Raw genomic sequence first — 21,625 nt, 5'->3', positions numbered from 1 at the left:
CAACGTTCATCCGACCCACCCCACAACCATCACTCATGAGAAATCCACAATCAAACAACGCCAGTTCAAGGAGGAGTCCAGGAGTTGCCCGCCGATTCCCCATGCAGTTTCTAGGCCGAAAAAAAGCCCTGGGCCTAGCCACCGTGGCCCTCAGCCTCTGGGCTGGCAATAGCCTGGCGCAGGATGAAGCCGCGCACAAAAAGGCCGAAGGGATGGAAAAGTGCCCCGTCATCGGTGGCACCCAAAAAGCCGCCTCCAACCGGCACACCGCCGCTGGCGTGATGTCCAACGGTGACTGGTGGCCTAACCAACTGAACCTCCGCATCCTGCACCAAAACTCAGTGAAGGGAAATCCCCTCGGTGCCTCCTTCAATTACGCGGAAGAATTTAAAAAGCTCGACCTCAAGGCCCTGAAAAAGGACATCGAGTCCCTGATGACCACGTCACAGGACTGGTGGCCTGCCGACTACGGCCACTACGGCCCGTTTTTCATCCGCATGGCCTGGCACAGTGCCGGGACCTACCGCGTGGCTGATGGGCGTGGTGGTGCCTCCGATGGCACGCAGCGTTTCGCCCCGCTGAATAGCTGGCCGGACAATGCCAACCTGGACAAGGCCCGCCGCCTCCTCTGGCCCATCAAACAAAAGTACGGTCAAAAAATCTCCTGGGCTGATTTGATGATCTTCACCGGCAACTGCGCCTTGGAATCCATGGGCTTTGAAACCTTCGGTTTCGCCGGCGGCCGCGAAGACGTCTGGGAACCTCAAGAAGACATTTACTGGGGCCCCGAAACAGAGTGGCTGGGCGACAAACGCTATACGGGCGACCGCAACCTGGAGAAACCCCTCGCCGCCGTGCAGATGGGTCTCATCTACGTGAATCCCGAAGGCCCCAACGGCAAAGCTGATCCCCTCGCTGCCGCCAAAGACATCCGTGAGACCTTCGGCCGCATGGCCATGAATGATGAAGAAACTGTGGCCCTCATCGCCGGTGGTCACACCCTGGGCAAGGCCCACGGCGCAGCCACTCCGCAAGGCCACGTCGGCCCGGAACCTGAAGGCGCAAGCATTGAGGAACAAGGCCTCGGCTGGAAAAACACCTATGGCAAAGGCAATGGTGGTGACACCATCACCAGCGGCCTCGAAGGAGCCTGGACATCCACCCCTGCCGCTTGGTCGCACGACTACTTTGACAACCTCTTTGCCCATGACTGGGAGCTGACCAAAAGCCCCGCAGGTGCGCAGCAGTGGAAGCCAAAGAACAATGCCGCCGCCAATACCGTGCCGGATGCGCATGACCCGAAAAAGAAACATGCCCCCATCATGTTCACGACGGACCTGGCGCTGAAGATGGACCCCATTTATGGCAAGATCTCCAAGCGATTCCAAGAGAACCCCAAGGAGTTCGAGCAAGCCTTTGCCAAAGCTTGGTACAAGCTGACTCACCGCGATCTCGGCCCCATCACCCGCTGCCTTGGGCCTCTGGTTCCTGAGCCACAACTCTGGCAGGACCCAGTGCCGAAAACCACAGGCACGCTGATTGGTGAGCCCGAAATCGCTGCTCTCAAGAGCAAGATCCTGGAGTCTGGCCTGTCCATCTCCCGGCTGGTCACTACCGCCTGGGCCTCCACTTCCACCTTCCGTGGCAGTGACAACCGCGGCGGTGGCAACGGCGCACGCATCCGCCTCGCCCCGCAGAAAGACTGGGAAGTGAACCAGCCCGCTGAACTGGCCAAAGCCCTCGCCACCCTGGAAAAAATCCAGCAGGAGTTCAACAGCAGCGCCAAGGACGGCAAAAAGGTTTCACTCGCAGACCTCATCGTCCTCGGAGGCTGTGCCGCCGTCGAGGAAGCCGCGAAAAAAGCCGGGCAGCCCGTGAAGGTCCCCTTCACCCCAGGCCGCACCGACACCACGCAGGAACTCACGGATGTGGAATCCTTCGCCGTGCTGGAACCCACCACCGATGGCTTCCGCAACTACTTCGGGCACGAGCATGACCGCCCCGCCGAAGAACTGCTGGTGGATCGTGCCAACCTGCTCACGCTCTCCGCCCCGGAAATGACTGTGCTGGTGGGTGGACTGCGTGTGCTGAATACCAGCGTGAGTTTCCCTCAGCTCGGTCTCTTCACCAAGCGCCCCGAGACTCTCACGAATGACTTCTTCATGAACCTCTTGGACATGAACACCGAGTGGAAAAAATCCGCCGTTTGTGAACACTTCTTTGAAGGTCGCGATCGCAAAACCGGCGAAGTCAAATGGACCGGTTCCCGCGTGGATCTCATCTTCGGCTCCAACTCCCAACTGCGCGCCATCGCCGAGGCCTACGCCTCCGATGACGCTCAGCAGAAGTTTGTCACCGACTTCGTTGCCGCCTGGACCAAAGTCATGAACCTGGACCGCTTTGACCTGCAAAACCTCAGCGCCCAGCGGTAATCTGATCCACTAACCCCCCCGACAGGACCTGCTCGAAGCCCCGCTTCGGGCAGGTCTTTTGGTGTCTGTCCCTCGTCAATCCTACTCCACTCACACCCCTCGCCTTACTGGACTAAAATTCGTGCATCAAAAACTCCGAACCTAACAAATAACGCATCAATCCACCCCGCTGCGGAGGTTTGCGAGGCGCAAAACTTAGCACGCTAGATCCCGCAGTCGCGGAACAGGCGCATGTGCGCTCCAGGGCGGACGGTGCGCCTTGGGGCAGACGCATCACTCGGAGAGTGATGAATACTGTACTTGCGAACGGGGCCGTTCCCTACGCCCCGGAGGGGCGAAAGCCGGTAGCCGGGGGTGGAGCGAGGCTTGGCGAGCGAGAACCCCCGGACACCTAACGCCACGTGTGACAACACGGGTTGCGCCCTGGAGGGGCGCGAGAAGGATCGCCCCAAACATCCCGTGCATGGTCGTGCCTGCTTCAGTCCGGCTACCTTCTTCCGCCCTTCCGGGGCGGGGGCGGCAGGTTGAAGGTAGGGCGCATGGCCCCCATGCGCAGTGGGGCGGGAAACGAGCACGTCCGCAGGTGCAGTATCCATCACTCTCCGAGTCATGAGTCCGCCCGCTCTGTCCCCCGATGCCGGAGGCATCGCAGCGGGTAGCCAGGGGTCCGTGACCCCTAGCGAACGCACCCCTGGTTAGGCCAAAAACGCCCCTTCACTCAGAGTCGCATCCTGGAAGGATGCCAGCAATCATCGTTCGCTCCCGAATCCCGCCTCCACTCTCAAAGCCCTTTTTCTAGCGAGCCCCCTAACCAAAAGCCCGGACACCTTGCGGCGTCCGGGCTTGATCAAAAGACTCTTTGAAAACGACTTACTGGAGCGTCACCGCTCCATCCAAAACCTCCACCCGGAAGGTGGCGAGTTCACCGGCGTCTTTGCCAATCACCACACTCACTGGATGCGTGCCCGCAGGTAGGTCCAGCGTGATTTCTGGGGCAATCTCTTTCACCGTCGCATCCCCCACCACCACTTCCACCGCCTGGGTGCTGCTGAGGCCCAGCTTCACCTTGCCGGGGCTGTCCAGCTTCAAGCTGAATTGGATGATCTTGGGGAACCAAGGGTACATTTTGATCTGCTGGATCTCGCTCAGGGGCACTTCCCCATTGACCTGAGAGAAGAGGAGCTGCCACGGGTAGCTGCCGTCTTTCTCATGCAGCGCAGGCAGGCCCACGTGGCGCACGTGATCCACAGCCTCCTGGGTCATGGTGCCCATGACGCGCCAGGTGCGCACGTAGCGGTTCGGTTTGATCTTGTAGTCACCCTCGCGACCCAGTTCGGAAAGAAAACGCACCAGGTCCACAAACTCATCTTCACGTAAGCTGGCGGTCAGGCCCGGAGGCATCATGCTGGCGGGACTCATCTGGCGGCTGGCGATTTGGGCCTTGGGCACTTTCTGCATCTGATTGGAAGGATCGCGGATGATGACTTCATCGCCGCCGTCCTGCACCAGCCCACCGCTGATCACCTTGCCATCGTGCGTGCCGATGATGATCATGTGATAGCCTTCTTTGATCTTCTTGCTGGGTTCCAGCAGGCTCTCAATCAAGTAATCCACCGGGGCACTGCCGCCGATGCTCACAAGATTAGGCCCCAGAACACCCCCAGCGTCGCCGATGGCGTGGCAGGTCTGGCAGAGCAACTGCTGACGGCGGTAGATCTGCTCCCCACGGGCCGCATTGCCCTGGTCCTTCACCTTGGCCACCAGCGTGGCCATCTGCTCAGGCGTCAGGGATTGGTTCATCTGCTTCACCCCACCGGCCGTGCGCAGCGCCTCTTCCAACGGACCTTTGATGCCGCGAGTGGACACCATGCGAATGGCCTCCACGGCCACATAGTCAGGGATGGTCTTGCCTGCGAGTTCCTTGGCCAGGACGCCAGGGAGCTGCTTGTTTTTCAGGAACGCAGTCAGGATCGGCGCGGCTTCTTCCGCCGTCTTTGCTGTGGCGAAAAACTCGATGGCGCGCTGGGCAGCGATCTGCGGCCCTGTATCGGTCAGGCCCTGAACGGCCAGGCTGCGCAGGCCCGCCTGTTCCTGGAACACTTGGTTGAAGAAGTCACGCGACTTGGCACCACCCAGTTTCGCCAGGCCTTGCACCGCGCCATCGCGGATCGCAGGGACCGTGTCTGGTTTCACCAAGATGCTCTGCAAGGTCTCACGGGCAGATTCAATCTTCCACGCCCCGGCCAAGATGGTGGCGCGGTGCACGATCTCAGCCCGTGGGCTTTGTAACCAAGCGATCACGATGGCCTCTGCCCCTTCCGGTTTCACGGACCGGGTGCTGCCAGCTTTCACCAGGGCATCCATGAGACCCACGACCTTGTCGGACATGGCGGGGTCATTTACCAATTCGGCGATCTCCCGTGCCTGCGCGGCATCGGCAGCATCACCCGCCATCGCCATCACAGCTGCCGCGTCATCAGCCGCCAGTTTACCCGCTTTCAGAGACACCAGCAGCGGCTTCAGCGCATCACTGCGGCCTGTGGCCTTCATCGCATAGACGAGGTGCTTGGGGTTATCGTTCAGCTTCAGGTCGCCCTTCAGAGCCAGGGGCATCCACACATCCGCCTGCTCACGGGCCGTCAGTTCCAAAAGGAAGTCCAGGCTCTCATCCATGTTTTGATCCAGCACCTTCAGAGCCAGTTCGAAGGCCTTTGGCTGACGCATGTCTGAAAGCACCGACAGGGCCCACAGGCGCACCTGCGCGTTCTCATCGGCCACGCCTTTTTTCAGCAGTTCCATCGCATCTGGCAGCTCGCGCCAGCGGTGGGAGAGGATGCGCAAGGCAGCGGCACGCACACGGGCATCTGGGCTGGCATACAGGTCACGCCACAGCTTCGGGGAAAAACGATTCAGTCCCTCACGTGCCCAGGCCACCTCCAGCAAGGTGTGCCAGTAATCAGGAGCCGCTTTGTCCAGTGCATCTGGCCAGGTTTTCAGCACGGGCATCACCTCCGCCACACCGCGAGCCCGCAGCTCCTGCTTGGCAAAATGGCGCGTCCATTTGCGGTTGCTCTTCAGCATTTCCAAAAGCTCCGGCACAGGCGCACCGACGATCTTCGGCACCACGCTCAGCGGGCGGCCCTTAGCCGTGATCCGCCAGATACGGCCATGGACGAGATCGCGACGTGGGTCGCGGAAGTCCACTTCCCCGTGCTGGATAATGGGGTTGTACCAATCGGCAATGTACAGCGCGCCATCGGGCCCCACACGAATGTCAATGGGGCGGAAAGCGCGGTGGTTGGAGGCCAGCACATCGGCCTCCTGCTTGGCCACGTAGCCGCTGCCACTTGGCGTGACTTTAAAACGATTCACACGATTGCCACGGAAGTCATTGGTCACCCAGGTGCCCTGCCATTCTTCAGGCCAATGTGGATCATCCAGCACATCCAGACCACACTGCTTCGGCTGGCCGGGGCTCATGCCGCTGAGGGTCCGTTTAGCCCCAGGGGAAGTTTTGAAAACGCTGCCTGGGAAGATGTAGTTCAGGCCTTCACCGCCCGCACCATCTGTGGCGAAGGACTGGCCCCACTGGTCAAATTCATAACCCCATGGGTTGATGAGTCCTTTGCTGATGACTTCCAGGCGGCGCGTTTCCGGGCGGAATTCCCACACCCCACCGCCCATGAGACGACGCACCCCGTGGGGGGTCTCGATGTGGCTATGAATGTAAATGGACTGAAGGAAGGACAGCAGCCCCTCTGGCGTGTGCCGCATGGTGTGCAGCAGGTGGTGCGTATCCTCCGTGCCAAAGCCGCTCAGCACCACGGTGCGTTCGTCCGCCTTCAGGTCTCCATTCGTGTCCTTGAGAAACAGCACCTCCGTCGAGTTCGCCACGTAGGCTCCGCCATCGCCCGGGATCACCCCCGTGGGGATGTGTAGATCTTCCGCAAAGACGGTGGACTTGTCCGCCTTGCCATCGCCATCGGTGTCTTCCAGCACCACCACTTGGTCCTTGGTCGCATCGCCCGGCTTGATCTGGGGGTAAGTGGAGCTGCTCACCACCCACAGGCGGCCCTGGGCATCCCAGTTCATCTGCACCGGTTTGGCGATCATGGGCTCCTGCGCCCACAGCGTCACTTCCAGCCCCTCGGGCACGACGAAACCTGCCTTCTGCACTTCAGGGTTCGGATCAGGCAGATCAGAAGCGGACTTGGGCTGGGAAGCCCAGGCAGCGCCGGTGCAGAGCAAAAGAGAAAGGGTGAGGCGACAGGACATGACGGTGGGATGGCGAGTAAACTCGGAGCCGGGAGGAGGGTCAAGGCTTCTCCAACGAATCGCAGGCTAAAAAATACGCCACTGGCAGGCCCTCCATGCAGCCCTTTTGCCCAGATCCGGGCCAAGAAGACGCCCCAAACCGCATTTTCAGCATTCCCTTTCCAGCACTTGCGTGTATTTCCTGCGCCCATGCGTTACTGGCTGCTCAAATCCGAACCCGACGTTTTCTCCTTCGACGACTTGAAAAAACGTCCAAAGAAAACCGAACCCTGGAACGGCGTGCGCAACTACCAGGTGCGCAACATGATGCGCGACGAAATGGCCCTGGGCGACCTCGGTTTCTTCTACCACAGCAGTTGCCCCGTCCCCGGCATTGCTGGCATCGTCAAGATCGTCAAAGAAGCCTACCCCGACCACACCCAGTTTGATCCCTCCTCCGAATACTTCGACCCAGGTAGCAAGCAGGAAGAACCCCGCTGGCTCATGGTGGATGTGAAGTGGGAAGCTGCCTTCAAGACCTTCGTCACCCTAGAAATGCTGCGTGCCGAGCCCACCCTGGCCGACATGCTCATTCTCCGCAAAGGCAACCGCCTCTCCATCACAGCCGTGGAGCTCAAGCACTGGGAAAAAATCTGTGAACTGGGCGGGCTATGAGGTGACGCAGAGACCTACTTCTCCACCCTCACCTCCTTCACACGGACGGTCCCAAAACTGAAACCGATGCTCAAATTGGTCTTGGGTCGTGCAAGGCTGGAATGCTCATAGGTATGCTCAAAATCGCCCATCTTCACCGTGGCCTTCGTCCCTTTTAAAGTCACTACCACGGGCACCCAAGCGCCTGGTTTCAAAGCCGGCCCTTCTGTCCCCAGCGAGATGGATTTGTGATCCTTCGCGTCTATGGGGAAAGCGCGGATCCCCGTGCTCTTAGGCCCCGTGACAAACCGGAAGATGTGCCCATCTTCTCCATTCGAGGTGAAGACCAAACTCTTCACCGCCGCATCCGCCTGGTAGCTGAAGCGAATCGTCGCATCTTCATACCCTAAATCATAGAAGATGATGGGGCCGTGGTTTTTGAACTTTTTGTAAAGCTCATCATCCTGGGTGCAAGTGGCTATGCCTTCCACGAACTTCCACTCTCCTCGCGAGGCTCTGCGTGTTTCCAGCTTGGGATTGGCAAAGTCATCCTTCAGAAGCTCCTCCGCTGCGAAGAGGTAGGAGGAAAACAAAAGGGCTGCAAAAATAAGTCGTTTCATCATGTTTGGTTAGGCTAAAGACGAATCAAGGCAGCTTCTTCACCACGCCATCAAAACCCACGCGCACGGTGCCGTCGGCACGGATGAGGGGCTGTGGATTCGCCACACGGCCCAGCGGGCGCACGCCTGGAGCATCAGGTCCATCCAGGCCCAGGTCATCTTTCATCGCGTCCGCCAGGGCACGCAGGCGTTTGACTTCGTCGGGGTATTGCGCCGCCACATTTTTCTCCTCGGCGATGTCCTGGCCTAGGTGATAAAGCTCTCCCTTCTCCAGATGCAGCTTCCAAGGGCCGCCACGTACGGCCTGCAACTGAAAGCCCCGGTAATAATGGAACACGTCATGCCCGGTCGCACCATTTTGGCCTTGAAGCAGAGGCGAGAGATCTTTGCCATCCAGCTTGCGTGTGGGCAGCTTGGCTTCAGCCAAGGCCGCAAAGGTGGGCAGCCAGTCCATGTGGCTGGTGACCTCCTCCGTCCGCGAGCCAGACGGTACTTTCCCCGGCCACCAGGCCAGCGTGCAGACGCGGATGCCACCCTCGTAGGTCTGGCCTTTGCTGCCGCGCAGCGGCTGGTTGTTCGACCCATGCGGGATAGAGCCCCCATTGTCACTGGTGAAGACGACCAGCGTATTCGTGTCCAGCTTCAGCTCCCGCAGAACGTTCAGCACCTGGCCCACACTCGCATCTACCTCCTGCGCCCAGTCGCCTAACAAACCATTCGGTGACTTGCCCATGAACTCCTTCGAGGGATAAAGCGGGAAGTGCACTGCTGTGTGCGGCATGTAGATGAAGAAAGGGCCATCCTTGTTCTGGCGGATGATGTCACACACCTTGTCCGTGTAGCGCTGAGTCACGGTGAACTGCTCCGCTGCCTTCACCCGTTCGATCACGTTGTGATTCTCTAGCAATGGCAATGGCGGCTGCGTGGGGCCCTTGATCCCCGTCTCATCGTTCACGGCTATCGCTTTCTTTTTTGCCTGCCCTTTCGGCTGCGGCAGCGGCTTACCAGGATTGCTCTTGGAGCCATCCACCCCCGGGCCCATGTCGTTGGAATAAGGGATGCCGTAGTAACTATCGAAACCCTGCGCGGTGGGCAGAAACTCAGGCTGGTCCCCCACATGCCATTTGCCCACACAGGCGGTTTGATAGCCCGCTTCCTTCAGCACTTCCGCGATTGTCGTTTCATCTCCGCTCAGGCCCACCGCCGCGCCGGGGAATAACACATGAGGAATGGGCAGCACCCGTTTCGGGTAGCAGCCTGTCAGCAATGAAGCCCGCGAAGGACTGCAAACCGGGGCCGCATAGTGACTGGTCAGCTTCATCCCCTCCTTCGCCATGCGATCCAGATGCGGCGTGGCATTGCTGGAACCAAATGGCCCGATATCAGCATACCCCAAATCGTCTATGTTGATGAGGATCAGGTTAGGCTTCGCCGCACTGAGCAAAGCACAGGGAAGCAGAACAAAAGCGGAAAAACACAGGCGACGCAAACTCATGGAACGCACATCAACGACGCAAAACCGCAGGGCTTGCAGGAACTTCACCGACTGACTTTTTAAACCCAACGATGCACCCGACTATCCAGCTGAAACACCTGACCGCTGACGTTTTCCATGGTGTGCAGAAAGGCGATGAAACGTGCAGCCTCCTGCGGGGTGTTGAGCCGTCCCAGGGCATGCGCGGCCTTGATCTGTGGACGCTGTTTCTCTAGCAGAGGTTGGCTCATTTTCGTTTCCAGAAAACCCGGCAGCACGCAGTTAGCGCGGATGTTTCTCGGCCCGTATTCCGCCGCTAAGCTTTGCGTCAGCGCGATCAAGCCCGCCTTGGCTGCCGCATAGTTCGCCTGCCCTGCTGGAGCCGATAAGGCGCTGAAGGAACCGATCGTCACGATGTGTCCGTGACGCTGCTTGACCATGATTTTGAGAGCCGCTTGCGCCGTGAGAAATGCCCCTTTGAGATGCACCTGCAGCACCTCATGAAAGTCACTCTCCGTCATCTTCAGCAGGCTGGCATCTCGCAAAAAACCAGCATTGTGAATGAGCAGGTCCAGGCGTGGCAGCGCGCCCATGACGGCCTGCACCTGGGACTTGTCCGTCACATCCATTTTCATGCGGCTCGGCACATGCACTAGCCACCCCTGAGCCTCCAGTTCCGTACGCATGGCCTTGGCCAAATCGCCCTCACCACCCGTGATGAGGGCGATGGGGGAAGCGCGGGGAGCCGGATCTTGGAAAGACACGTGAGCGAAGCTTTAAGGCGCATCTTCCTTGGCTGGCAGGGCACGCGGCACATCCGGCGGGGCCACGGGTTTGGCCTTGGCCTGAAAGGAATCAAACACAAGCACGCCCTTCAGCGCATCCACCGCGCGCTCCAGTTGGCGGTCGCCCAGATTGGCGATCTCGATGGCCGCCGCCTCACCCGTGCCGTGGTTATTGCGCCACTTGGCCACCTTCATTTCTTCATCGGTGGTGAGAACAGAGACAATGTTAGGCTCCACCCCATGTTCATGGATGGTGCGATGGCTCGGCGTGTAATACTTGGCCGTGGTGAGGCGCATGGCAGCCCCGTTTTTCATGGGCAGGATGCTCTGGACGGAGCCTTTGCCGAAGCTGGTGGTGCCCACCACGATGGCGCGTTTCAGATCCTGCAAAGCACCGGCGGTGATCTCCGCCGCGCTGGCGCTGCCGTGATTGATCAGCACCGCGATGGGGTAGCGGCGCGGCTTTTTACCATCGCGTGAGGGCGTGCGGTAAGGCGGCGGATTTTGGGAAGCGATGCGCCCCTCCGTCGTCACCACCACCGTGCCTTCGGGCAGGAATTCGCCACACACCGCCACGGCACTGTCCAGCAGGCCACCGGGATTGTTACGCAGATCCAGCACAAAGGCCTGCATGCCTGCCTTTTCCAGTTCATCCAATGCCTCGCTCAAATCCCGCGTGGTGGATTGAGTGTATTGTGAAATGCGCGCATAGCCCACCTTGTAATCACCCGCCAGTTTTGGCACCAGCAGCATGGCATCATGGACGGAGGTCTCGATGAGCGTTTCACGCACCAGACTGAACTCCAGAAACTGCCGCGTGCCAGGGCGGCGCACGGTGAGCTTCATGCTTTCGCCGGCCTTGCCTTGCAGGAGTTGCACCGCCTCGGCCACACCCACACTGTCCGTCAGCACCTCGCCGATGCGCACCATCTGGTCCCCGGCCAGCACCCCGGCACGGGCGGCGGGGCCGTCATCGCGCACGGTGATGATCGTCAATGTGCCGTCCCGCAGGGAAACGGTGATGCCCACACCTTCTGAGGTATCGCTCTGCTCCCGCTGCATGTCCTCAAAGAGGCTGCGGCCCATGTATTCGCAATGCGGATCCAGGCGGCGCAACATGCCTTCCAACGCACCTTCCACCAGTTCCTCATAGGTGATTTTGGACTCATCCACATAACTCTGGCGGATGGTTTCCATGGCCCGAGTGAGCAACTCCATCTGCCGGTAGGCATCCTGCGGCGGCGGTTTGGGCGCTGGGGTGGGCGGCGGCACGGCGGCAGCTTTCGCGGGCGCGTCCTCCTTTTTAGGAGCGGCTGGGGTGGTGGCGGCAGGCTTGGGGGGCGTTGGAGCGGCAGGGGCGGGTGCGGCCACCGGGCTGGCTGCCTGGAGGCTGAGGCCTGCGGCCAAGTAGATGCAAGGAGCCAAAACAATGCGCATGGGAAAACAGTGCATCATCCGCAGCCAAAGCGACAGAGGAAAAATATCCCCTGCCCCAGACTTCGGGTCCCCACAAACTTCCTCCATCTTCCCATTGAAAAACAGACCTCTGGCGACGTTTTATTCCCATGGATTTTCCCGCCCCTCAGCCGCTCCTCCCCCTCAAGGGCCCGCGCCCGCATCCCCGTGCGGCACCCGCAGAGCAGCCTGCTGCCTCGCTGAATCGCCGTGGATTCATGAGCCGTCTCAGCCTGGCCTCCATGACCGCCGCTCTTGGGGCCGAAATCGTGTTTGGCGATCAAATGCCTGCTGGGCTCGTCCCTGCTGCGCTGGCTCAAAACGCAGCTCCCCAGCCCATCCCAGGCAAAGAAGCTCTTTCGGTCTTTAATAATCGCCCCCTCGTGGCCGAAACACCCGCCCACCTGCTGGATGACGAGATCACCCCGGCCAAGTACCTCTTCGTCCGCAACAACGGACTGGCCCCGGCCCCTGAGCTACTGAACCCGGAAACATGGACCTTGGAAATCGCTGGCGAAAGCTGCGTGAAACCAGTCACGCTCACCCTGAAAGAGCTGAAGGAAAAGTTCCCACATCACACCCTGCAAATGGTGCTGGAGTGCGCGGGCAATGGCCGCAGTGAATTCAATCCTCCCGCCACGGGCAATCAATGGACCACCGGCGGAGTCGGCTGCCCCACCTGGACGGGCGTTCGCCTGCGCGATGTCCTGGAGCACGCTGGCATCAAGCCCGACGCCGTTTACATCGGCTACTACGGGGCCGATTTGCATCTCTCGGGTGACATCCAAAAGGCCGCCATCTCTCGCGGTGTCCCCATCAAAAAAGCACTGGAGGATGAGTCCCTCCTGGTCTTCGCCATGAACGGCGAAGATCTGCCGCTGGAAAACGGCCACCCGCTGCGGCTGATGTTCGGCGGCTGGGCGGCCTCCACCTGTGGCAAATGGGTGAAGCGCATCGTCATCCGCGACCGCGAGCATGATGGGGAAAAGATGAAGGGCCACTCCTACCGCATGCCGCGTTATCCCGTGGCCCCCGGCACCAAGGTGCCTGCCGAAGACATGGACATCATCGCTGCCATGCCCGTGAAGTCCCTGGTCACCTTCCCCAAGTCCGGCAGCACCCACCCCACGGGGGACTTCCTCAGCATCCGTGGTCATGCCTGGACGGGCGAGGGCGACATCAGCGAGGTGCATGTCTCTGTGGATTTTGGCATCACCTGGCATGAGGCCGATCTGCGTGCCGCGAGCAATCGCTACGCCTGGCAGCACTGGAAGGCAGAGCTAAAACTGCCCCAAAAAGGCTACTATGAGATCTGGGCCCGCGCCACCGATAGCCAGGGCCGCAGCCAGCCCATGGTCCTGCCCGGCTGGAACCCGGAAGGTTATCTCAACAACACCTGCCACAGGGTTGCCATCCAGGCCGTCTAACCATGAGCCCTTTCTTCCGCAGCCTCGCCCTTGCCCTGCTTTGCCTCCCCGCTTTGCAGGCGGAAGACGTGCCCCTTGATCCCGTCACCGGCATGAAGATAGCCCCAGACTGGGAGATCGTGCGGAACCACTGCATCATCTGCCATTCCTCCCAGACCTTCCTCCGCCAAAAAGCCACTGAGGCCAACTGGACCTCCGTCCTCACTTGGATGCAGACCAATGGCGGCCTGTGGAAACTGGAGCCCGACGTGGAAAAAAAGATCGTCCAATACCTGGCCACCCACTACGGCCCGGGCGATACCGCCAACTATCGGCGTGCCCCCATCCCCGCCACGCTCATGCCGCCAAATCCCTACGCCAGTGAGGCCAAGCTGGAAGCCGAGGCGAAAAAACAGCAAGGCCTCATCAAGCCGCCCGCAAAGTAGCAGGCCCCGAGCCTAACCAACTTCTATTCCAAAGAAGCACGCTCATGTGAGCGCGTGGGCTGCTATTTTGAGGATAACAGCCAAGGACCGCTTGAGGCGACCGCCAATCGGCCCACCCCGCCGCCGATTTTTGGAAATCAGTGTAGGATGTTTTAACAGCTAGGCCACAATCTCAAAGATGGCCTCCACTTCCACGGCGGCCCCGGTAGGAAGTTGGGCAAAACCCAGAGCGCTGCGGGCATGATAACCATCGCCGTCTTTGCCAAAGATCACGTGCAGCAGATCGGAGGCTCCATTGATAACTAGGTGCTGATCTGTGAAGTCTTGGGTGGAGTTCACACAGCCTAGCACTTTGATCACGCGCAGACCATCCAGTGTGCCGTGAGTGTTCCAGACGGATTTCAGGATCTTCTCCACGCAGTTGCGGGCGGCCTGATAACCGGCATCCACCGTGGTGCCATCGCCCAGCTTGCCCTTGAGGTCACTGACGTGGCCGGAGGTGAGGAGCTGATTGCCAGACTTGATGCAGAGATTGAGGTAACCCGGGGTCTGCTTTTCAAAGACGATTCCCTGGGCTTCGGCGTTTTTTTGGTAGGACATGGTGGGATGAGTGAGGGTGCGAGATGAGGCAGGCTTGGGGGGAGGTCAAGAGGTCAAGGCTTTACCGTCAAGAAAGGGTCAGGAGAGGTTACTTGGGTATGGAGACGGAGGGCAAGGAGTCAAGGAGTCAAGGAGTCAAGGCTTTGCTGGTCAAGGGAAGGTCAAGAGGAAGAGCGGGGTTCCCGTCACTTTTGACCTCTTGACCTCTTGACGCTCACCACGTCAGCCGAGCGCGCTCATCATCTCTTCGAGCTTGGCCTTCTTCTCTTTCCAGTCGGCTTTCCGCTGCTGGTGCTCATCCAGCACTTTCTGCGGGACTTTGGCGGTGAAGTTTTCATCCGCCAGTTTGGCGCAAACCTTCTGGAGTTCGGCATTGGTTTTGTCGAGTTCCTTGGTGATGCGGGCGCGTTCGGCGTCCACGTCAATGAGGCCATCGAGCGGCAGGTAGATGGTGCCCAGCGGGGTGAGCGCGCTAGGCGTGCCTTTCGGCGCAGCGTAGTTGGCATCCACATCCAGCGGCTCCGCATTGAGCAGGATGCGCAGCACTTCGATCTCATGCGCAGGTAGTTCCTGGTTCGGCTTGAGGACGAAGCGCACCTTCTTGGTGATGTTGAAGCTGCTCTTCAGGCCACGGCCTAGATTGACGGCTTCATACTTTTCGTTAGCCGCTTTTTCGTCTTCCGGCAGGATGCCAAAGTAGGCGAGTTCATCGGCGTCCAGGGGCTTCGGCCAAGGCGCGAACATGATGCTCTTGCCGCCCTGGTTTTCCGGCAGGTCTTCATTGAAGCCCATGCCGTGCCACAGCTCTTCCGTGATGAAAGGTAGGAAGGGATGGAACAGGCGCAGGGTGTGGCCCAACACGAAGTCAATCACCGCCAGGGTGTTCTCCCGGCGCGTCGAAGCGACGCCTTCAGCCGTAGAAGCGACGCCCCCGTCGCTTAATCCGGTGTCAGCGGCGCCCTCGCCGCTTTCTTTCCCAGCACCCCCTTGCAGCACCGCCTTGGAGGCCTCCACATACCAGTCACAGTACTCGCTCCAGAAGAAGCGGTAGAGCGTGGCCGTGGCGTCACTGAAACGGTATTCATCCAGAGCGGTGGTGACTTCGGCAATCGCCGCGTTCAGACGCAGCAGGATCCACTTGTCGTCGCTGGAGAGCAGGGCGGGATTGATTTCCAGTTCGCGGTCGAAGCGGCGAGGCGAGGGCGCCTCGTTCACCGGATCAAGCGACGAGGGCGTCGCTTCTACGCCGGACTGCATCTGACGGAAGCGGGCAGCGTTCCACAGCTTTGTGCAGAAGTTGCGGCCCAGCTCAATTTGAGGGAACCGCCCCGGACTCAGAGGATTGGCCTCGAAATCGTAACGCTTTTCTTTTCCGTATTTGTCAAATTCACGATCTTCAAAGATCATATCTTGGCCTAGCGGCGTGGAACGCATCATCCCGAATCGGAGAGCATCTGCGCTGTAGCCATTGATCAATGCAATGGGGTCGGGCGAATTGCCCAAACTTTTGGACATCTTTGCCCCATTTTTATCTCGAATGATGCCGGTGAAGTACACGTTTTTGAACGGCATCTCACCCATGTATTCATACCCCGCCATGATCATGCGGGCCACCCAGAAGAAGATGATGTCCGGTCCGGTCACCAGATCGGTGGTCGGGTAGAAGGCCTTCAGGTCATCCGTCTTGTTAGGCCAGCCCATGGTGGCAAACGGCCACAGCCAGGAGGAGAACCAAGTATCGAGCACGTCGGGGTCTTGGGTCCAACCTTCGCCCTCTGGCGCATCCACACCACAATAGACTTCTTCATCGCGATACCACACCGGCACGCGATGGCCCCACCACACCTGACGGCTGATGCACCAGTCCTGTAGGCCGCCCATCCAATGGTCGTACACCTTGGCCCAGCGGTCGGGATAAAACTTCATCTCGCCCTGGGCCACCACGTCCTGGGAGGCCTGCACGCTTGGGTATTTGAGGAACCACTGCTCGCTGAGGCGAGGCTCGATGGGCACGCCGGCACGCTCGGAATAACCGACGTTGTTCTGATGCGGCTCCTCTTTGATGAGGGCCTCCATTTCCTTCAGCAGCTCGACGGCTTTCTTGCGGCCTTCGAAGCGATCCAGTCCGGCGAGGTCCACGCCTGCGAGGTCATTGAGTACGGCATTCGGATGCAGCACATCAATGATCTCCAGGTTGTGACGCTGGCCGATCTCAAAGTCAGCCTTGTCATGCGCCGGGGTCACCTTCAGCACGCCGGTGCCGAATTCGAAATCCACGTGCTCATCCCCTACGATCGGGATGGCAGCCTGGTTTTCCAGCGGCAGCGGGCGGCGGATGTGTTTGCCGATGAGGTGCTTGTAGCGCTCATCGTTCGGGTTCACGGCCACGGCGGTGTCGCCAGGAATCGTTTCAGGTCGCGTGGTCGCGATGGTCAGCCAGGTATCCGGCTCCTCCACCACCTGCACCTTGAAATGATACATGAAGCCGTTCTGCTGCTTCATCTCCACTTCCTCATCGCTCAGCGCGGTGAGGGAGGAGGGGCACCAGTTCACCATGCGTTTGCCACGGTAGATGTGGCCTTTTTTATAAAGGTCCACAAACACCTGCATCACGCAGCGGTTGTAGTCTTCATCGAAGGTGAAACGCTCGCGGCTCCAGTCGCAGGACGCGCCCAGTTTCTTGAGCTGCTGGATGATGATGCCGCCGTGCTTGTCCTTCCACTCCCAGATTTTTTCCACCAGCTTCTCGCGGCCCAGGTCGTCGCGATGCTTGATCACACCCTGCTTCTTGAGGGTCTTTTCCACCACGTTCTGGGTGGCGATGCCGGCGTGGTCCGTGCCGGGAAGCCACAGCACTTCCTTGCCCAGCATGCGGGCGCGGCGGCAGAGGATGTCCTGAATGGTGTTATTCAGCACGTGGCCCAGGGTGAGGATGCCCGTGACGTTCGGCGGCGGAATGACGATGGAGTAAGCCGGACGTTTTTCGCTGACGCGGGCCGGGTCGGCTTCAAAGCACTTGTCGTCCAGCCAGCGCTGGTACCAGCGTTCTTCGGCTTCGCTCGGCGTGTAGGTCTTGGGCAGTTCAGGCATAAAAGGGCCGCCAAGATGGGGGAAACTGCGCCTTTTGCAAATGGCGAGCGGAGAAGACACGCCGCAACGACTCAAGGAGTGAGGGCTTCCAGCCCTCATGATGAGGCCAAGATGGCCTCACTCCTTGTTAGATATCGAGGCTGCGAACCCATTCTGATTCAAAATGGCAGTATTCCTGAGGTTTGAGTGCTGCTTTTTCGGGATTGCGGCGGATGTAGCGGACACAATTTCCAAAATGATCTGAACTACGCACGATTCGATCAAAGTAAGTTCGTTGCCAAAGGTTACCTTGGGTATCGAATTTTGGATTGATCTTGTTAGCGGTGAAGCTCTTCCAAGAGTGGAGAATGTCACTTAAACGATGGCCTTTGATGGGAGTGAACAGTACGTGAACGTGATTGGGCATGACAACCGATGCATGACGAATAGATCGGTTATCTTCAAAGAAATTTAGGGCTGAATCGACGATCCGTGCACATTCGGGCTCCCGGAGAACGCATGCTCCATATCCCCGGTCCAACCAATGTTCGACGGTCTTGGAAAAACGTTGGTGGTATTCTTCCTCGATATCAGACGTCCACGGCGGAGGATGAAAAGCCATCCAAGCCTCTCGTTCAGCCTTCCACTGACCAAGTTTTGACTGAGGGATGGAATCCGCCAGACGAAATGTGACAAAATACGTGACTTCATTTTGCTCCCAGTGGGGAAGGACATGATGTTGCCTGACAATGTCCTTGTGTGGGTTGAAGTAATGGAACTCATGATCGCGGCCATCCATTGAGGATAAGCTAATTGGGCATGAATAGGATGCAACACAGACATCAAGGAGTGAGGCCATCCCTGTCCCGCGACTGCGGGATTGAGAGGGCTGGAAGCCCTCACTCCTTGAATCTCAAATCAATCCCCGCCTCACTAGCGACTCCTCCATCGCCTGCTCCACCAGGCGAACGGCCAGTTCCTGGGTGGCATCATCCAGGGCCTGATTAGCCGCTTTGAGGGCCTTGGCATCGTGCTCGGGGGCCTCCAGGGCGGTGCGGACTTTCGCGGCGGCGGTCTCGATGACGGCACGTTCCTCAGCCGTGACCGCATCGCCGAACTGCTCCAGCGCGGCAGCCACGGCGGGAAGGAGTTCCTCCGCCTTCAGCCGGGCCTCCGTCCACACCCGCTCGTTCATGTCCTCAAAGGCGTATTCCACACTCTCGGCGATCATCTGCTCCACCCGCTCATCGTCCACATTGACGGCTGTGTTTTGGATCTCCAGGACAGTGTCCGTGTTCATGGCCGTATCGCGGGCCAGCACCTGCAGGATGCCATTGGCATCAATGGCGAACTGCACCCCCACACGGGCACTGCCTTTCGGCCCTGGGGGAAAGGGAACCTCCACACGGCCTAACTCCCAGTTGTCCTTGGCCAATTCACGCTCGCCCTGCAGCACGCGGATGAGCATGTCCGCCTGATTGGCCACGGCATTGGTAAACATTTCCCCGGCCTTGCAGGGAATGGTGCTGTTGCGCGGGATGATGATGTTCATGAGGCCGCCAAAGGTCTCGATGCCTAACGACAAGGGTGTCACATCCAGCAGCAGCACATTTTTCAAAGAACCGCTCAAAATTCCCGCCTGGATAACCGCGCCCAGGGCCACGGCTTCATCGGGATTTTGGGAAGTGTTCGGCGCGCGGCCAAAGATCTCCTCCACGTAACGATGCACCAGCGGGATGCGCGTGCTGCCGCCCACCAGGATGACTTCATCCAGCTCTTCCGGCTTCACCCCGGCATCGCTCAGGGCCCGCAGGCAGTGGGCACGGGTGCGCTCAATCAAAGGACGGATGAGCTTCTCAAATTCAGTGCGGCTGATCTCCAGGCTGAGGCTGTTCGCGCCATCGAAAAAGGGCAGTTCAATGAGGGTGTTCTCCTCGGCAGACAGGCGCTTTTTGGCCACTTCAGCAGCGACAAGGAGTGAGGCCATCCTGGCCTCATCATGAGGGCTGAAAGCTCTCACTCCCTGGGTGCCTTGCAAAACGTGCTCCACCAGGACGCGGTCTAGGTCATCCCCTCCGAGCTGCGTGTCCCCTGCCGTGCTCAGCACCTGAAAGACACCCTCCCGCATCTCCAGCACGCTGATGTCAAACGTGCCACCGCCAAGGTCATACACGGCGATCTTTTTCCGCTCGTCCAGCTTGTCCAGGCCATAGGCCAGGGCCGCAGCGGTGGGCTCGCTGACGATGCGCTCCACCGTCAGTCCGGCCAGCTCCCCTGCCTGCTTGGTGGCATTGCGCTGGGCATCATTGAAGTAGGCAGGAACCGTGATCACTGCCCGCGAAACCGGCTGTTCCAGCGCCCGTTCGGCGATGGCCTTCAACCGCCGCAGGATCTCGGCAGAGACTTCCACGGGAGTTACACCTAGTTGACGCAGGTCATAGGGCGGCTGCCAGCCCCCCTCCCCCGCACGGCGGCCGATGAGGCGCTTCACACTGGTGACGGTGCGCTGCGGATCCAGCGCGCGCTGACGTAGAGCGGGGGCACCGACGGTGCGAGCGCCGTCCTGGCTGAAATGCACCGCTGAGGGCGTCAGCCGCTGGCCGTGCTCATCCGCCAGGAGGATGGGAAAACCGCTGTCCACCACGCCAACGAGGGAATTTGTGGTGCCGAGGTCAATGCCGAGGATGGGAGAGGGATCAGGCATGTTTTTTCCTCTCATAGCCACGCCTTGAGCCGAAAGACAAGGAATCGTTGCGCGCTGGCGATTGCCAAAAGGGGTCTCCTCTGTCAGCATCCGCGTCCCATGCAGACCTTACTCACTCCCCTCGCAGAAGGCAAAAGCCTGACCGAAGCCCAAGTGCGCGAAGCCGCCGCCTTTCTGGTGGATGCGGAAGAGTCTGCGGAAACCAAGGCCAACCTGCTGCGGGCCCTGGCCAAAAAAGGCGAAACCCCGGCTGAAATCGCCGCCTTCGTCCAGGAATTCCTCCGCCTGGCCGTGGACCCAGGACTGGACCGCGCCAAACTGCCCGGCCCCATGCTGGACGTGGTGGGCACGGGCGGGGACAAGCTGCACCTCTTCAATGTTTCCACCACCGCCATGTTCATCCTGGCCGCGGGCGGTGTGTGCGTGACCAAGCATGGCAATCGCGGCGTGACCAGCAAGGCCGGTGGAGCCGATGTGCTGGAGGCCCTGGGCATCCGCATTGATCTGCCAGTGGACCGCGTGGCGCGGGGTATGGAGACCAATGGCCTCGGCTTTTTCTTCGCCCCCCTTTACCACCCTGCCTTCAAGGCTGTGGGAGAGGCCCGCAAGATCCTAGCCAGCGAAGGCCAGCGCTCCATCTTCAATCTCCTAGGCCCCCTGCTAAACCCTGCCCGGCCCGATTACCAGCTCCTGGGTGTGTTTGACCCCACCCTCACCCACTCCTTTGGCGAGATCTTGCGCACGCTGGGGCGTAAAAAAGCCTGGGTCGTCCACGGCACGACTCAAAGTGGCGGTGGCATGGACGAACTGTCCACCCTGGGCCACAACCACATCTGCGAAGTGAATGAGGGGAAAGTGACTGACATCGCGCTTGATCCTAGCACTCTCGGGTTTACCCCCGGGCCGCTCGAAGACCTCGTGGGTGGCGACGCCGCAGAAAACGCCGCCATCATCGAAGGCATCCTCAGCGCCACCCTCAAAGGCCCCAAACGCGACATCGCCGTGCTGAATGCCGCTGCTGGCTTTGCCATCACCGGCATCACCCCCGACCTCACCGAAGGCAAAACCCTCGCCGAATCCCTCCTCGATCGCGGCGCCGCCCACGCCAAGATGGTGACCATGCGGGACTGGTGCTGAGGGGTTAATCAAGGGCTTCGTAGTAGCGGTATTGTCTTTGTGCCGGACGCAGGGAATCATAAATTGTTCGTGGAGGCAGAATTCTCACCGAAGAAGGCTCGCCTCCGGGCGATTTCTGCTTCATAGCAGTCATGCCCGCATCCCAACAATGTAGCTCCCATGCGCCGCAGCATGGCTTTTACCTCGCGTAAGTCTCGGTCAAACCAGTCACCGGATATTCTCCGCTCATACAGTAGGGAAAAAAGCAAATCCCGGCTACCACCAACTTCGCTGGCAGGCAAAGGTGGAGGAATGCTTTGAAACACAATTTTTCTCCGGCCTCTGTTGAATACAAACGTTGAGGCAGTTGCTTCGTCTCCATTTGGGCGAAATGGACCGGACGCCTCAATCCTCATGCCAGGACGGCCTGGAATAGAATCAGGGAAATTACGGCAGGCCTCCTCGGATAGGCTGTAAATTTCGTGGATCATTGGGTAGAGACCTCGCTATAAAGCTCATTGAAATCCAGGAGACGATGCCCGTGGATAACAACGTGCCGTCGGTCCACGACAATGACGAGAAATACATTGGGGGTCTGGGTGCAAACGTG

The 21,625-nt window shown here is 59.6% G+C and carries 14 protein-coding genes; 5 read left to right on the top strand and 9 right to left on the bottom strand.

The window, feature by feature from the left end; translation table 11 throughout:
• Window positions 1-212: 212 nt before the first annotated feature.
• Complete coding sequence (gene katG / locus HNQ64_RS13100; protein ID WP_184209772.1) at window positions 213-2,432, top strand: catalase/peroxidase HPI; 2,220 nt, start codon at window positions 213-215, stop codon at window positions 2,430-2,432.
• 870 nt (window positions 2,433-3,302) lie between these two features.
• Here the strand turns inward: katG and HNQ64_RS13095 are convergent.
• Complete coding sequence (locus HNQ64_RS13095; protein ID WP_184209270.1) at window positions 3,303-6,707, bottom strand: PVC-type heme-binding CxxCH protein; 3,405 nt, start codon at window positions 6,705-6,707, stop codon at window positions 3,303-3,305.
• Window positions 6,708-6,896: 189 nt separating this feature from the next.
• On the opposite strand from HNQ64_RS13095, the gene HNQ64_RS13090 reads away from it, so the two are divergent.
• Window positions 6,897-7,361, top strand: a complete 465-nt coding sequence (locus HNQ64_RS13090; protein WP_184209268.1) for an EVE domain-containing protein — start codon at window positions 6,897-6,899, stop codon at window positions 7,359-7,361.
• Window positions 7,362-7,375: 14 nt separating this feature from the next.
• On the opposite strand, the gene HNQ64_RS13085 is transcribed toward HNQ64_RS13090, so the two are convergent.
• Genes HNQ64_RS13085 through HNQ64_RS13070 form a run of 4 tightly spaced genes read right to left on the bottom strand, consistent with a single transcriptional unit; the run spans window position 7,376 to window position 11,656 of the window.
• Window positions 7,376-7,963 (bottom strand): hypothetical protein, encoded by a 588-nt coding sequence (locus tag HNQ64_RS13085; protein ID WP_184209266.1) that lies wholly within the window; start codon window positions 7,961-7,963, stop codon window positions 7,376-7,378.
• Window positions 7,964-7,985: 22 nt separating this feature from the next.
• Window positions 7,986-9,455, bottom strand: a complete 1,470-nt coding sequence (locus tag HNQ64_RS13080) for a sulfatase family protein (RefSeq protein ID WP_184209264.1) — start codon at window positions 9,453-9,455, stop codon at window positions 7,986-7,988.
• Window positions 9,456-9,514: 59 nt separating this feature from the next.
• Complete coding sequence (locus HNQ64_RS13075; RefSeq protein ID WP_343075895.1) at window positions 9,515-10,198, bottom strand: SDR family oxidoreductase; 684 nt, start codon at window positions 10,196-10,198, stop codon at window positions 9,515-9,517.
• 12 nt (window positions 10,199-10,210) lie between these two features.
• Window positions 10,211-11,656, bottom strand: coding sequence for a S41 family peptidase (locus HNQ64_RS13070; protein WP_184209262.1), 1,446 nt, complete (start codon window positions 11,654-11,656; stop codon window positions 10,211-10,213).
• 128 nt (window positions 11,657-11,784) lie between these two features.
• On the opposite strand from HNQ64_RS13070, the gene HNQ64_RS13065 reads away from it, so the two are divergent.
• A complete protein-coding gene (locus HNQ64_RS13065; RefSeq protein ID WP_221305445.1) occupies window positions 11,785-13,101 on the top strand; it encodes a sulfite oxidase in 1,317 nt (438 codons plus the stop codon).
• A 2-nt stretch (window positions 13,102-13,103) separates the two neighbouring features.
• Window positions 13,104-13,526, top strand: a complete 423-nt coding sequence (locus tag HNQ64_RS13060; protein ID WP_184209260.1) for a hypothetical protein — start codon at window positions 13,104-13,106, stop codon at window positions 13,524-13,526.
• A 159-nt stretch (window positions 13,527-13,685) separates the two neighbouring features.
• Here the strand turns inward: HNQ64_RS13060 and HNQ64_RS13055 are convergent, their stop codons facing one another.
• The 4 genes from HNQ64_RS13055 to HNQ64_RS13040 form a co-directional block, all read right to left on the bottom strand.
• Window positions 13,686-14,126, bottom strand: coding sequence for a RidA family protein (locus tag HNQ64_RS13055; RefSeq protein ID WP_184209259.1), 441 nt, complete (start codon window positions 14,124-14,126; stop codon window positions 13,686-13,688).
• Between the two features lie 222 nt (window positions 14,127-14,348).
• Complete coding sequence (locus HNQ64_RS13050) at window positions 14,349-17,216, bottom strand: valine--tRNA ligase (RefSeq protein ID WP_184209257.1); 2,868 nt, start codon at window positions 17,214-17,216, stop codon at window positions 14,349-14,351.
• A 127-nt stretch (window positions 17,217-17,343) separates the two neighbouring features.
• Window positions 17,344-18,054 carry a transposase gene (locus HNQ64_RS13045; RefSeq protein WP_221305444.1) on the bottom strand — a complete coding sequence of 237 codons (711 nt, stop codon included), beginning with the start codon at window positions 18,052-18,054 and terminating at the stop codon, window positions 17,344-17,346.
• 54 nt (window positions 18,055-18,108) lie between these two features.
• Entirely contained in the window at window positions 18,109-19,899 is a 1,791-nt protein-coding gene (locus HNQ64_RS13040) for an Hsp70 family protein (protein WP_184209255.1), read from the bottom strand.
• A 99-nt stretch (window positions 19,900-19,998) separates the two neighbouring features.
• On the opposite strand from HNQ64_RS13040, the gene trpD reads away from it, so the two are divergent.
• Window positions 19,999-21,036, top strand: coding sequence for an anthranilate phosphoribosyltransferase (trpD, locus tag HNQ64_RS13035; RefSeq protein ID WP_184209253.1), 1,038 nt, complete (start codon window positions 19,999-20,001; stop codon window positions 21,034-21,036).
• The last annotated feature ends 589 nt before the right edge of the window (window positions 21,037-21,625 follow it).

The organism is Prosthecobacter dejongeii (genome assembly GCF_014203045.1).
GTDB lineage: Bacteria > Verrucomicrobiota > Verrucomicrobiia > Verrucomicrobiales > Verrucomicrobiaceae > Prosthecobacter > Prosthecobacter dejongeii.
Note: the sequence above shows the minus strand (reverse complement) of the source record. Positions and strands in the feature narration are given on the sequence as shown.

What these genes read in the sequence shown, in the direction of transcription:
- katG (WP_184209772.1), top strand. Translation starts at nt 213, where the DNA reads ATGGAAAAGTGCCCCGTCATCGGTGGCACCCAAAAAGCCGCCTCCAAC.
- HNQ64_RS13095 (WP_184209270.1), bottom strand. Translation starts at nt 6,707, where the DNA reads ATGTCCTGTCGCCTCACCCTTTCTCTTTTGCTCTGCACCGGCGCTGCC.
- HNQ64_RS13090 (WP_184209268.1), top strand. Translation starts at nt 6,897, where the DNA reads ATGCGTTACTGGCTGCTCAAATCCGAACCCGACGTTTTCTCCTTCGAC.
- HNQ64_RS13085 (WP_184209266.1), bottom strand. Translation starts at nt 7,963, where the DNA reads ATGATGAAACGACTTATTTTTGCAGCCCTTTTGTTTTCCTCCTACCTC.
- HNQ64_RS13080 (WP_184209264.1), bottom strand. Translation starts at nt 9,455, where the DNA reads ATGAGTTTGCGTCGCCTGTGTTTTTCCGCTTTTGTTCTGCTTCCCTGT.
- HNQ64_RS13070 (WP_184209262.1), bottom strand. Translation starts at nt 11,656, where the DNA reads ATGCGCATTGTTTTGGCTCCTTGCATCTACTTGGCCGCAGGCCTCAGC.
- HNQ64_RS13065 (WP_221305445.1), top strand. Translation starts at nt 11,785, where the DNA reads ATGGATTTTCCCGCCCCTCAGCCGCTCCTCCCCCTCAAGGGCCCGCGC.
- HNQ64_RS13060 (WP_184209260.1), top strand. Translation starts at nt 13,104, where the DNA reads ATGAGCCCTTTCTTCCGCAGCCTCGCCCTTGCCCTGCTTTGCCTCCCC.
- HNQ64_RS13055 (WP_184209259.1), bottom strand. Translation starts at nt 14,126, where the DNA reads ATGTCCTACCAAAAAAACGCCGAAGCCCAGGGAATCGTCTTTGAAAAG.
- HNQ64_RS13050 (WP_184209257.1), bottom strand. Translation starts at nt 17,216, where the DNA reads ATGCCTGAACTGCCCAAGACCTACACGCCGAGCGAAGCCGAAGAACGC.
- HNQ64_RS13045 (WP_221305444.1), bottom strand. Translation starts at nt 18,054, where the DNA reads ATGGCCTCACTCCTTGATGTCTGTGTTGCATCCTATTCATGCCCAATT.
- HNQ64_RS13040 (WP_184209255.1), bottom strand. Translation starts at nt 19,899, where the DNA reads ATGCCTGATCCCTCTCCCATCCTCGGCATTGACCTCGGCACCACAAAT.
- trpD (WP_184209253.1), top strand. Translation starts at nt 19,999, where the DNA reads ATGCAGACCTTACTCACTCCCCTCGCAGAAGGCAAAAGCCTGACCGAA.